General features: G+C 61.2%; 10 protein-coding genes. 1 reads left to right on the top strand and 9 read right to left on the bottom strand.

Going from position 1 to position 12650, the window contains the following annotated elements:
• Nucleotides 1-11 precede the first annotated feature (11 nt).
• On the top strand, nt 12-1067 hold the full coding sequence (locus KUV86_RS18520; RefSeq protein WP_222486092.1) for a L,D-transpeptidase family protein: 1056 nt from the start codon (nt 12-14) through the stop codon (nt 1065-1067).
• A gap of 578 nt (nt 1068-1645) precedes the next feature.
• On the opposite strand, the gene KUV86_RS18525 is transcribed toward KUV86_RS18520, so the two are convergent.
• The 9 genes from KUV86_RS18525 to KUV86_RS18565 form a co-directional block, all read right to left on the bottom strand.
• Nucleotides 1646-1909, bottom strand: coding sequence for an Lpp/OprI family alanine-zipper lipoprotein (locus tag KUV86_RS18525; RefSeq protein ID WP_045992670.1), 264 nt, complete (start codon nt 1907-1909; stop codon nt 1646-1648).
• Between the two features lie 221 nt (nt 1910-2130).
• Nucleotides 2131-2628: a L,D-transpeptidase gene (locus KUV86_RS18530; protein WP_315857896.1), complete on the bottom strand. Its 498-nt coding sequence runs from the start codon at nt 2626-2628 to the stop codon at nt 2131-2133.
• A 285-nt stretch (nt 2629-2913) separates the two neighbouring features.
• Nucleotides 2914-3432 (bottom strand): DUF6586 family protein, encoded by a 519-nt coding sequence (locus KUV86_RS18535; RefSeq protein WP_261397711.1) that lies wholly within the window; start codon nt 3430-3432, stop codon nt 2914-2916.
• Nucleotides 3378-6011: a type I DNA topoisomerase gene (topA, locus tag KUV86_RS18540; protein WP_222486094.1), complete on the bottom strand. Its 2634-nt coding sequence runs from the start codon at nt 6009-6011 to the stop codon at nt 3378-3380. The genes KUV86_RS18535 and topA overlap by 55 nt, the downstream gene beginning before the upstream one ends.
• A gap of 339 nt (nt 6012-6350) precedes the next feature.
• A complete protein-coding gene (locus KUV86_RS18545) occupies nt 6351-9074 on the bottom strand; it encodes a DUF3141 domain-containing protein (protein WP_222486096.1) in 2724 nt (907 codons plus the stop codon).
• A 213-nt stretch (nt 9075-9287) separates the two neighbouring features.
• On the bottom strand, nt 9288-10289 hold the full coding sequence (gene lipA, locus KUV86_RS18550; protein WP_206943267.1) for a lipoyl synthase: 1002 nt from the start codon (nt 10287-10289) through the stop codon (nt 9288-9290).
• A 42-nt stretch (nt 10290-10331) separates the two neighbouring features.
• Nucleotides 10332-11003 carry a lipoyl(octanoyl) transferase LipB gene (lipB, locus tag KUV86_RS18555; protein ID WP_222486098.1) on the bottom strand — a complete coding sequence of 224 codons (672 nt, stop codon included), beginning with the start codon at nt 11001-11003 and terminating at the stop codon, nt 10332-10334.
• Nucleotides 11003-11311, bottom strand: a complete 309-nt coding sequence (locus tag KUV86_RS18560) for a YbeD family protein (RefSeq protein WP_206943269.1) — start codon at nt 11309-11311, stop codon at nt 11003-11005. Before KUV86_RS18560 ends, lipB begins: the two co-directional genes overlap by 1 nt.
• 181 nt (nt 11312-11492) lie before the next feature.
• Complete coding sequence (locus KUV86_RS18565) at nt 11493-12602, bottom strand: D-alanyl-D-alanine carboxypeptidase family protein (RefSeq protein WP_261397722.1); 1110 nt, start codon at nt 12600-12602, stop codon at nt 11493-11495.
• Nucleotides 12603-12650: the final 48 nt, after the last annotated feature.

The following is a 12650-nucleotide window of genomic DNA, read 5'->3' on the forward strand; positions in this document are numbered from 1 at the left end:
AGACTGTTGCAATGACTTCGATTTCACTTCGCCGACCGTTAGCTCGCGCCGCCACCCTGTGTGGCCTGCTCGGCGTGCTGGCGACTCCTCTGGTGGCGGCGGACGAACTGCCCAGGGGACACTACCTGCTGCCCGAAGACGGGGACCTTATCGGCGAGGTCTACACCGTGGAAGCGGACGAAGACGACACCCTCATCGATATTGGTCACGACCATGGCATTGGCTTCAATGCGATCACTCGCGCCAATCCCGACGTCAGCATCTGGTATCCCGGAGAAGGCACCGAGGTCGTCATTCCCGCCCAGTTCATCCTGCCCGACGCACCGCGCACGGGCATCGTGGTGAACGTCGCCGAGATGCGCCTCTACTACTATCCTCCGGCCAAGGAGGGAGAACCGCGCACGGTCCAGACCTACCCGATCGCCGTCGGGCGCATGGACTGGAAAACGCCGCTGGGCTCTACCACCATCACCGAGATGGTCAAGAATCCTTCCTGGTACCCGCCCGCCTCCATTCGCCGCGAGCACGCTGAAGCCGGCAACCCGCTCCCCGGCGTGGTACCGCCAGGTCCGGAAAACCCCATGGGCACCCGCAAGATGCGCCTGGGTATTCCTGGCTACCTGATCCACGGCACCAACAAGCCTGAAGGCGTGGGCATGCGCGTCACCCACGGCTGCATCCGTATGCTGCCCGATGATGTCGAGAACCTGTTTGACCAGGTCTCCGTCGGTACGCGTGTACGCCTGGTCAACGAGCCTCTCAAGCTTGGCTGGTCTGATGAGCACCTGTATGTGCAGGCGTATCCCTATCTGGACGAGGAAGAAGGCGCGCCCATTGAGGACATGACTGCCGCCATCGAAGAAGTGGAATCCGCCGTCGAGGACAAGGATTACAGGGTCGACTTTGCACGCCTGAGAGCCGCCATGGAGACCCCCAGCGGACTGCCCGTAGCGATGCAGGCGACAGCACCGGAACGCCCGACTCCCCTGCCTGGCAGTCTTTACGACCACATCGAACTGGTCGCTGGAGAACCCCCGCTGCTTAGCCAGGCAAGCCAGGGAGAGTAAAACCTCCGCTCCCTGCATGTCCGTCCAAAGGCGCCCTTGTGGCGCCTTTTTTTCGCTCTCATCAGGCTCGGTCATCTGAGCAAAGTGACCGACAGAGTTGGGTGCCACGCGGCTGCTATTGCATCTATCATGAGATCGAACAGCCGCGGCGACTTGCGCACCTGAGACGCGGATAAGGCCTGGCGTGCAGGGACATCAGAGCCATTTTCGTCAGCGTTCACCTAGGCCAGCGGCGCTTTAGTGAGCGCGTTACACCTGCCCCTTTCAGCCTGCCAGCGGCCCATCGAGCAGCCCCGTTAACGCCACCACATGGCGCCGAGTCGCGCCTACCAGCGCCTGCAGGTATGACGTTGATGCAGGAGGTCCTGCGCCAGCACGCAGGTCCCGAAACGGCCATTGCCATCGTCGATCAAGGTATTTGCCGCTGCTGCATGCCTTCACCATGCAGAGCCGTGACACTGACCCAAAAACGACTGAGGCCCAACCTTTCGGTTGGGCCTCAGCCTATCGCTTCACGACCTGGCGGACGGACAATGTCCGCACCGTTCAGGTCATCCCCCGAGGGGGCAAGGAAACGATTACTTGCGCATGGAGCGCTCGAACATGCGGTTCATCTCTTCACGGTTCTGCTGAGACAGCTGCAGAGCCGCTTGAGCGTCACGCTGTGCCTGGTTGGCAGTGTTCTGAGCCTGAGTGGCGATGCTGCGAGCTTCAGCAGCGTCGGCCTGAGCGGACTCAGCAGTCATGCGAACTTCTTCCAGAGCGCTGGAGGAAGCACAGCCAGCCAGAACGGCCAGAGAAGCGGCGGCGGCGGTCAGCTTCAGGGTAGTCTTCAGAGTCATGGTGTTCTCCTTGAGTCTTCCTTGGTACTGCGATAATGACGTCTACATGCCCCTTGGGGGAATGCATCCATCAGGCTTCCTGCAAAGGCAGGCCTTTCTTGCAGCGACTTGTGCTGCTAAGCACAGGAGTCAAACGCTGTTTTATAATACACAACGGCGCTTGTCCATAGTCTTGAACGTCCCTAGTCCACAGTCTTGAACGTCCCTAGCGCCCCTAAAGACTAGCGGATGACGACGCGAGTGCCAACACCAATCAGGCCAGAGAGTTCTCGAATTTCCTGATTGGTCACGGCGACACATCCGTTGGTCCAGTCAAAGTTGCGGTGAATATCCATATCTCCATCGCCGACACCGTGTATTCCGATATAGCCACCGAGAACCGTCTGCTGCGGAGGGCTGCGATGCCGCCGATAGTAGTCGAAATACTCGTCGTAGTCTTGCTGAGAGTAGAGCCCCGACTCAAGCGCCATTCTCGCATGGGTCGGGGTGGGATAGTCCAGCCCGATGAAGATGTCGAATTTGCTGTCGAAATTGAAGCGATCGACGTGGAATTCCCCACGCGGCGTCGTCTTGTCACCCATCACTCGCTGTGATTTTGCACCGCCCCTACCCACCGATATCGGCGAGTAGCGGGCCAGTTCCACCCCACCACGATAGACCGTGAGACGTGACTCCTGATTGTCGATGAGCACCCACACCTCACTCGAGGAATCGGGCACGATGGCTCGCCTAAGCTGATCCTCGACCATATCGAAGCTGGCAAGGACTGCGGTGGGGAGTAGCAGCCAGGCACCAAGTATCATTTGGATAAAACGACGACGATGACCCCGCTGGAACATGACAAGACTCACTGTGTGTAAAAGAAATGATTGGTGACTGAGTGTAAACCACGCTCTGCGAGGCATCATCAACTATCTGGCAGACACTAGTGCGCCATGGCCAACCAGGACATCCCCTGCCTATTCATCTCAGGCCCGGCGTCTCCCTGTGGCGACACATCGCCTTTACCATTCCTCACTCGTCTGCCTTAGCGTCGCTATCTCTGCCTTTGCCATCGTTAGACAATCTCTCAAATCCTGTCGGAGATCGCGCCGACCGCCGACAGCAATAACGCCAGGAGGCCCCACGGAAGTTCCCTGACTTGCTCCCCCATCACTCTCCAGCGCGTCCAGATATGAGATCAATCGACCTAACCAACTGTCACGATCATTGGCGAGTTCACGCAAACGACGAACTTCCGCTATGTCGGGATAACGATCGCCCACCAGCATCGTATGCCAGTCGTGCTCGACCAGGTGAGCATGCTCGCTGACATCACGCAGCAGCGCATCCAGCGCCAAACCAAATAGCGCCAGCGCGCCCTCCTCGCAGGCGCGCCGGTGGGCGTCTTGGTGCTCATCGTCCCGGACTGGTGTCGCAAGCAGCAACTCCATCTGGTACAGCAACTGGTTGGTACGCGCTCTGGGGGTCACTTGCGCTTGTCCTCGACCTGCCATGAGGAGCCGTCCCAGCTTGCCTTCCATCCGCTGGCCTTGCCGTTATCGCCATCCGTCATCACGAACTGCTCCTTGAGCTTGCGTGAAAAACGGATCTGCGCGGGGCGGCCGTCGGGATCCTGCTCGGGCGCGCTAAGAAGGTAGTGATACTTCTCGGGCAACTCCTCGGCGTGAGGCTTCAGCTCCTTGACCAACGGCGGGCGCGTTTCGCGATTCTTGGGAAACTTGCTCGCCGCGAGGAACAGGCCACTCGCGCCATCGCGTAACACATAATGGTCCTCTACCTTCTGACACGCCAGCTCGGGCATCGGGATGGGATCCATCTTTGGCGGTGCGACTTCCCCGTTGCGCAGCAGCTTGCGGGTATTCTTGCAGCTGTCATTGGTGCAGCCGAAGTACTTGCCGAAGCGCCCCGACTTGAGCTGCATCTCGGAGCCACACTTGTCACACTCGATGACAGGACCATCATAGCCCTTGATCCGGAACTTGCCTTCCTCGATCTTGTAGCCTTCGCAGTCCGGGCTGTTACCGCAGATATGCAGCTTGCGGCCCTCGTCGATCAGGTAGCTGTCCATGGCGGTGGCACACAACGGACAGCGCTCCTTGGCGCGCAGCGCGTCGGTTTCCGCCTCTTCACCCGCGTCGGCCGCTACGGCCTCTTCGCCGGGAAGCAGGTCGATCGTGGTCTTGCAACGCTCCTTCGGCGGCAGGTTATACCCACTGCAGCCAAGGAAGACGCCGGTGGACGCGGTACGGATCTGCATCTTGCGCCCACAGCTGGGACAGTCGATGTCCGTCGGCACAGGCTGGTTGGGACGCATGCCGTCCTCACTTTCCGCCTTCGCCAACTCCTCACGAAACTCCTGATAGAACGCATCCAGCAGCTCGCGCCAGCTGCGCTCGCCCTCGGCAATCTCGTCGAGACTATCCTCCATGCGCGCGGTGAAGGAGTAATCCATCAGGTCAGGGAAGGACTCCTTGAGACGCTCGGTGACAATGTCACCCAGCTTCTCGGCATAGAAGCGCCGATTCTCCAGCTTCACGTAGCCGCGATCCTGAATGGTCGAGATGATCGCCGCGTAGGTCGACGGACGACCGATGCCGCGTTTCTCGAGCTCCTTGACCAGACTCGCCTCGGTGTAGCGTGCCGGCGGCTTGGTAAAGTGCTGCTTCGGGTCGAGGGCGTCCAACGCCATCGGCGTACCCTCACCCAGGTCAGGCAAGGCCTGATCGTCTTCCTTGCGCCCCATGGGCGTCATGACGCGGGTATAGCCGTCAAACTTGAGCACACGCCCCTTGGCCTTGAGCTCGTAACCGTCCACCGCCACGGTCAGCGTCGACGACAAGTACTCGGCTGGGGTCATCTGACAGGCCACAAACTGGCGCCAGATCAGCTCATACAGACGCTCTGCATCACGCTCCATGCCAGCAAGGTCGGCAGACCTGCGAGTCACCTCGGAGGGGCGAATCGCCTCGTGGGCCTCCTGGGCCCCTTCCTTGCTCGAGTAGCGATTCGGCGCCTCGGGCAGGTAACGATCACCATATTCGCTGCCGATGTACTCGCGCACGCTTTCCACCGCGTCTCTGGACAAGTTGGTCGAGTCCGTACGCATATAGGTGATGTAGCCCGCCTCGTAGAGCCGCTGAGCCAGCGTCATGGTCTTCTTCACCGAGAAGCCCAGGCGACCACTGGCAGCCTGCTGCAGGGTCGAGGTGATAAAAGGCGCGTTCGGCTTGGAACGGGTGGGCTTGTCTTCACGGGCCGAGATGGCAAGGGTTGCCTTGCGCAGCGCAGCGATCCGCTTTTCGGTCTCTGCCTCACTGGTGGGGCGAAACGCCTTGCCGTCCTGACGCACCAGCTCGAAGCGAATCGCCTCGCCCTCTGGCGTCACCAGATCAGCATGCACATCCCAGAACTCCTCCGGCACGAAGGCCCGGATCTCGCTCTCACGCTCGCTGATCAGGCGCATGGCGACGGATTGAACGCGCCCTGCCGACAGGCCTCGCGCCACCTTGGCCCACAGCAGCGGGGACAGCATGAAGCCCACCACCCGGTCGAGGAAGCGCCGTGCCTGCTGGGCTTCGACTCGCGGGATATTCAGGCTTCCCGGATCGGTAAACGCCTCCTGGATGGCATTCTTGGTGATCTCGTTGAACACCACTCGACGATAGCGTTGCTCATCCCCTCCGATGGTCTCGCGAAGGTGCCAGGCAATGGCTTCTCCTTCGCGATCAAGGTCGGTCGCGAGATAGACGGTATCGGCTTTCTCAGCCAGCTTCTTGAGCTCGGCAACGACCTTTTCCTTGCCTGGCAGCACCTCATAATTGGCCTGCCAGCCATTGTCAGGATCGATACCCATACGCCGGATGAGCTGCGTATGCGCCTTCTGGCGCTGATACACCGCCTTCTCCTCCGCCGACATCTTGCGTGTCGCGGCCGCCTGGCGAGCCCGCTCCTTAGGATCGGAGGCCGCCTTGCCAGAGCCGCTGGTCGGCAGGTCACGGATGTGGCCCACACTCGACTTCACGATGAAATCGTTGCCGAGATATTTATTGATCGTCTTGGCCTTGGCAGGCGACTCGACGATGACCAGAGACTTGCCCATAGTACTCCACGAAAGTCAGGGCGCCGCGCTCCTTGGCGTACGCCAGTATGTAACATACCCGCCGAAGCTTGACGGGGAAAAATGCGCTTACCCTAACCCAGTGCCGAACATCGCGCCAGTCACATCGACGGTTGCCCCTGGAACAGTGCTGGTCGTGTCACGGATCACGCGGCGCCTTCTGTACGGCGCCCGACTCGCATGGGCAAGAGACTAGCCTTAACCCCGTCGTCCGACAAGCAGCGGCCACATAACGACCTTGCCCCCGCTGGGCGGGGGCAAGGACATAGCGAGAATACGCCACAGGGCCGATCGAACGTGGCGATCAGCGCAGCGCCATAATCACGAGCGCCGCGTCTGTCCCCGCGAGCGACTGGTCGAGCGCCGACGCGAAGCCGCAGGTGTCGCCTCTGCGCCCTCGGGCTTGGCCGCCCCCGCAGGCTCTGACGTCGTTGCAGCAGCTCCAGCGCTGTCGGACTTCGTGCTGTCGGCCTTCGTGCCGGACGCCGAGGTAGTGGCGCCTGAAGCACTGGACGTCTTGGTGTCGCTGGACGCCTCGGAAGCGCTGGATGCCTTCGTCGTGCTCGGCTCCTTGGAAGCGCTGGGCGTCTCGGAAGCACTGGATGCCTTGGTAGCGCTGGGCGTCTTGGAGGCAGTGGATGCCTTGGTAGCGCTGGACGCCTTGGTAGCGCTGGACGCCTTAGTAGCGCTGGGCGTTTTCGAAGCACTGGATGCCTTGGGAGCGCTGGATGCCTTGGGAGCGCTAGTGGCCTTGGACGCGCTGGGCGGCTTGCCACTGCCGCTGGTGTTCCCACCCGCACCGCCATCAGAGGATGACGACCGTGTTGACCTGCGACGGCTGGCCGGCCTCGCCTTGAGGAACAACGACTTGATTCGCTCAAAGCGAGCGGCCGCGTGCTCGCTCAAGTCACCGCTGGCCGCCAGAACGTGCTCCATATGCTCGATATGGCTGTCAATTTCCTTAGCATCAAGGCCCTCAAGCAACGCAGGCACTGCCTCAAGGGCGGCTTCACGATCCTGTTTCAGAATGAAGAACTGATCGCGCATCAAGTGCTTGAAGTCCTGCAGCTGAAGCTCGGGCTCCAGCTCGCTCCTGGAGGCTTGCAGCCGGCGGAAATTACGCCCATCGGTGGCCGGAGCACCGCCAAGGACGAAGATGATCGACCTCATGACCGCTTCATGGGCCCCACCACGGGCGACCTGAGCACGGATTTCGTCGCGACGACGCTGGATGAAACGACGGCGTTCGGGTTCGGCGCCCGGCAGCCTTCGATCCGCGTCCACGGCACCGCGCAAGCCGACCAGAGACTGCAACAGGGGCTGGCCATAGACATCCAGAAATGCCTTCTCGATGGACCGGTCGCGCAGTACTCGCCAGGCATCCAGACTACGGGAGATCAGGCTTGAACCGATGTCTTCGTACACCCGGAAAACGTTGTCGTCGCTGAGCGCACGGCGACGTTCGCGCACCATTTCTGCCAACACCGGCAGTGGCGCCATCAGCGGGTTGCGGTCCGACAGCAGGCGATAGCCCATGCGATTGGGATGCATCCGACGCATCCAATGGGCAGACTCCGGCGTGGAAAGCGCCCGAATCCACGGCTGCAGGAACTGACGGTACAGACCTAGATTGATCTCGGACACTCTGGCCACGGTCGCAAAGCGACGATCATCCTGAGGCTGTGGCTTGACGACCTCGTCCAGGTCGTCCAGGTCACGGGTAGAGAACTCAAGCAGGTAATCGCGCTCGATAAGCTCCGCATCAGGACGGTCACTTGCCTTGGATACCGTGGTCTCATACAGCCCTGGCGGCAAGACGTCGATGTAGTCCATGTTGGCCGTGAACTCGGCGTGCTCCTTGCGCGACACGCTGCCCGAGACAAAGATGCCGAGGTGACCCGTCTTGTCGTGCACGCAGTAGACGATCGTCTGCTCGTTGGCAATGATGTCGTCGACACCGCCATACAGATCACGCACCCACCCCAGCGCCTGGGGTGGCGGCGTAATGTCATCACCCTGGGAGCAGAACACGATCACCGGGGAGCGCACGTTGCGCAGATCAATGCGACGACCGTCTGACGTCACCAGCTGCGCCGTCGACAGCCGATTACCGACGAACAGATTATCGACGATGTACTGGATCTCCTCTCCCCCCAGTACCACGTGTCCGCCCCACCAGCGTTCGAACTGAAGATAGCGTTCGGCTTCGGTATCGACATGGGCATATAGGTGGTATTGCTTGTCCCACCAGGTGTTGGCCGGGTTGAGCCGCTCGAAATTCTGTACCAGCCAGGCACCATCGAACACCCCATCCCCCATGTCCGACAGCATGTGGGTCGCCCAGCTGCCTCCGGTCATGCCGCCGGTATAGCGCATCGGCGCCTTGCCGCGCTCACCGGCCCAGTAGGACAGTGGAGCCCCGGCAATCAGGATCGGCCCAAACACTTCCGGCTCCAGCGCGGCGGCCATCATGATCTGCCAGCCAGCCTGGCAGTTGCCGACCACCATCGGCTTCTCGCTGTCAGGGTGAAGCTCGTTGACATGGCGCAGGAAGGTGACCTCGGCCTCGACCACGTCCTCGACCCGCTGCCCCGGAATCGGGTACGGCATAAAGGCGATGAAGTAGCACGGATGGCCAGCCCGCAGCGCCACACCGATCTCGCTGTCAGGCTTGAAGCCACCGATCCCCGGGCCATGCCCTGCACGGGGGTCGACCACCACGAAGGGACGTGCGAGCTCATCCGTTTCGACGCCTTCCGGGGGATGCACGCGCAGTAACTCGTAGTTGACGGGACGTGGCAGCTCTTCCCCGAGCATGACGATGTCGGTATCGAAACCGAGCACCGAGGGACGGGTCTTTTCGATATGTTCGAGGTACTCGTTGCCGCGCTGCCGCATCACATCCCAATAGAGGATGCTGCGCTCGACGCTATCGCGCCAGTAATCGGCGGCGGCGCGTCCGAAACCAAAGGGATCGAGCAACGGTGCAAAGGGTTCCGCCATCGCGAACAGCGGCGCGGCAGCGCCAGGCATCAACGCATTCATAGGGACTCCTGGGGTTGCGTGACGCGCAGGAGGCGATCCGTGCGCCTGCGCACTTGTTGCACTGCAATATAGCGCATTCCCCCTGGGACTGCGAAGCCCCCGCACCATGCCACGGCACATAAGGTAGGAGTCGGCGCATAAACACGTAAGCTAAAACGCACAATGCCCGGCATTACCGGGCATTGCTTTCATCTAACGCTGTGCATCGAACCGTTACTTGACCTCGATGCCATGGGCCTGCTGGTCGGCGTGATAGGACGACCGCACCAGAGGACCAGACGCCACGTGGGTGAAGCCCATGGCTCGGCCTTGCTCGGCAAACCAGTCAAAGGTCGCCGGCGGAACCCAACGGTCCACTGGCAGGTGATTGCGAGACGGCTGCATGTACTGACCCAGCGTCAGCATATCGACATTGTGGGCTCGCAGGTCCTTCATGACCTCGATCACCTGCTCGTCGGCTTCACCCACCCCGAGCATCAGCCCAGACTTGGTCATGACCTCCGGACGGCGCTCCTTGTAGCCCTTGAGCAGATCCAGAGACCACTGGTAGTCGGCACCAGGGCGCACTTTGCGATACAGGCTGGGCACCGTCTCCAGGTTGTGATTGAAGACGTTGGGCGGCGTGGTTTCGAGGATATCCAGCGCGACCTCCATGCGCCCCCTGAAGTCCGGCACCAGCACTTCGATCTCGATGCTCGGGCTGTCGCGGCGAATCTCGCGAATACAGTCGGCGAAATGCTGGGCACCGCCATCGCGCAGGTCGTCACGGTCAACCGAGGTCACTACCACGTACTTCAGTCGCATCTCGGCGATCGCCTCGGCGAGCTCTCGCGGCTCACGCTCATTCAAGGCATTGGGCCTGCCGTGGGCAACATCACAGAACGGACAACGACGGGTGCAGATGTCGCCCATGATCATGAAGGTGGCGGTGCCCCCGTGGAAGCACTCCCCCAGGTTGGGGCAAGACGCTTCTTCGCAGACCGTATGCAGGCCGTGGCGACGCAGCGTGTCCTTGATGCGGGTGACTTCCTTGGATACCGGCATGCGCACCCGAAGCCAGTCGGGCTTGCGCGGGATCTCCTCGGTGGGAATCACCTTCACCGGAATCCGGGCCACCTTCTCGGCACCACGCAGCTTGACACCTCTTTCGCTGCGAGCACTTTTCTTGGCCTTGGCGGCGGCGGCCGCCGCCTGGATGGCGGAGCTGTCAGTCATGTCTCTATCCTGTGGAAGATCGCCGTGACGACTCCAGGGCGATCAATCAAAATGTTGGCCGTGGAAAGCCTCTGGCTGACCAGAACGCTCAACCAGTTCACGTTGCCCCAGCCGAAGGGCCAAGGCATCCAATAGACGCTGCGCCTCAAGCCTGGCATCCACGTCAGTAGACGTCAGGTCGGCCAGCCGAGTCATCTCTAGCCCCGCATAGCCGCAGGGATTGATGAAGCTGAACGGCGCCAGATCCAGGTCCAGATTGACGGCAATGCCGTGAAAACTCGCGCCACGCCGAATCCTCAACCCCAGGGAGGCAATCTTGCGCTCCCCGACGTAGACACCTGGTGCATCTGGCCGGGCATGAGCCTCAATGTCATGCTGTCCCAGGGCATCGACAACGCTGTCTTCCAACGCGCTTACCAGGTCCCTGACCCCCAGTCGCGCGCGCTTGACGTCGATCAGGGGATACAGCACCAACTGACCCGGTCCATGGTAGGTAATCTGACCACCACGGTCCGTCTCCACCAAGGGGATCTCGCTGGGCATCAGCAGATGCTCTGCCTTGCCGGCCTGCCCCTGAGTGAACACCGGGGGATGCTGGACCACCCAGATCTGGTCGGGCGTCGTGCCGTCCCGCTGATCGGTCAGCTCACGCATTGCTTGCCATACAGGCTGGTAGGGCACTAGCCCAAGATGATAGACCTCGATGGGCTCCATCACACCACCATGTGCACGCGACCGGTCGCCTTGAGCTCCTCGAACAGCGCCTTGAGCTGGGTTTCACCCGTGGCACGCAGGGTCAAGCGCACAGACTGGAAACGTCCGTTGCGGCTATCGATGACCTCGAGGCTGTTCCCGGTAAAACTCGGATCATGCTTGAGCACGATCTGACTCACCGTCGCGGCAAAGTCTTCAGACGCATCACCGACCACCTTGATCGGGTAGTCACAGGGAAACGTGATGGTCACATCTGTCGGATCAGGCCCAGCTTGTGAGCGAAGATCCCGGAAGGTTCGATCGTTCATCCGATGACCCTTTGAGTGGATACCCGACTATTCTACTCAACCTTGGCGACTCGACCAAGCCAGGCGACTCGGCTAAGCCGGGCGACTTAACTAAGCCGGGCGCATCGCACCCGGCTAACCTCCCGTAGGCGGCGGACACTGCCCGCTCACCGATCGGGTCACCTGCTCGATCGCGACAGCTTCAGTCGAACCAGCCACCCACCAGGTCACTGAAGAAACGCTGAACCTTGTCGATCATGCGCTTGAAGAAGCCACCCTCCTCGACCGCCTCCAGGGCCACCAGGTCGCGCTCGCCAACCACTTCGTCGCCCAGTCGCACTTCCATGGTGCCAACCCGCTGCCCCGCAGCAATCGGCGCCACCAGGCCGCTGTCGATGTCCAGGCGCGCAGTCAGCTCTCCATTGCGGTTACGCGGCACGGTCATGTAGACGCCATTGTCGACGCCTACCTTGAGCTCATTGGTCGCACCTTCCCAGACACGCGGGGTATTGAGCACCGCGCCACGATCATAGAGTTTCAGGGTCTCGTAATAGCGGAAACCGTAGCTCAACAGCTTTTGCGTTTCCTGTGCCCTCGCTTCATCGGAGTTGGTACCCATCACCACAGAAATCAGGCGCATGTCATCGCGCTTGCCCGACGACACCAGGCAGTAGCCGGCTTCTTCGGTCCAGCCCGTCTTCAGGCCATCGACGCTCGGATCGCGCCACAGCAGGCGGTTGCGGTTCGGCTGCTCGATACCGTTGTAGGTAAAGTGCTTCTGGCTATAGATCGCGTAGTGTTCCGGGTAGTCCAGAATGATGTGACGGGCCAGACGCATCAGATCACGGGCAGACGAGTAATGGTTTTCGCCGGGCAGACCGGTGGCATTCTCGTAGTGGGTGTTTTCCATGCCCAGCTGGGTGGCATGCTGGTTCATCAGGTCGGCGAATGGCTCCTCACCGCCGGCCAGATACTCGGCCATGGCAACGCTGGCGTCGTTGCCGGAGACAATGACAATCCCGTGCAGCAGCTCTTCCACCGGCACCCGGGTGCCGACCTCGACGAACATCTTGGAGCCGCCGGTGCGCCATGCCTTCTCGCTGATAGGCACCATGTCATCGCCCTGGATATTACCGCGGTCGAGTTCACGTTCGACCAGGTAGGCGGTCATCAGCTTGGTCAGGCTGGCCGGCGGCAGACGCTGATCAGAGTTGTGTTCAGCCAACACGCGACCACTGTTGGCGTCGATCAGAATCCAGGACTTTGCAGCGAGCTGCGGCGGAGCAGGAATCATGACCTGGGGCTCGGGCATGTCCGGCGTGGGAGCGTCAGGCTGCTGGGCACTGGTCAAGGGAGCCAC

It is taken from the genome of Halomonas sp. DP8Y7-3 (genome assembly GCF_019801675.1).
GTDB lineage: Bacteria > Pseudomonadota > Gammaproteobacteria > Pseudomonadales > Halomonadaceae > Halomonas > Halomonas litopenaei_A.

Coding starts and splice junctions, on each gene's coding strand:
- KUV86_RS18520 (WP_222486092.1), top strand. CDS start 12: ATGACTTCGATTTCACTTCGCCGACCGTTAGCTCGCGCCGCCACCCTG.
- KUV86_RS18525 (WP_045992670.1), bottom strand. CDS start 1,909: ATGACTCTGAAGACTACCCTGAAGCTGACCGCCGCCGCCGCTTCTCTG.
- KUV86_RS18535 (WP_261397711.1), bottom strand. CDS start 3,432: ATGGAAGGCAAGCTGGGACGGCTCCTCATGGCAGGTCGAGGACAAGCG.
- topA (WP_222486094.1), bottom strand. CDS start 6,011: ATGGGCAAGTCTCTGGTCATCGTCGAGTCGCCTGCCAAGGCCAAGACG.
- KUV86_RS18545 (WP_222486096.1), bottom strand. CDS start 9,074: ATGAATGCGTTGATGCCTGGCGCTGCCGCGCCGCTGTTCGCGATGGCG.
- lipA (WP_206943267.1), bottom strand. CDS start 10,289: ATGACTGACAGCTCCGCCATCCAGGCGGCGGCCGCCGCCGCCAAGGCC.
- lipB (WP_222486098.1), bottom strand. CDS start 11,003: ATGGAGCCCATCGAGGTCTATCATCTTGGGCTAGTGCCCTACCAGCCT.
- KUV86_RS18560 (WP_206943269.1), bottom strand. CDS start 11,311: ATGAACGATCGAACCTTCCGGGATCTTCGCTCACAAGCTGGGCCTGAT.
- KUV86_RS18565 (WP_261397722.1), bottom strand. CDS start 12,602: ATGCCCGAGCCCCAGGTCATGATTCCTGCTCCGCCGCAGCTCGCTGCA.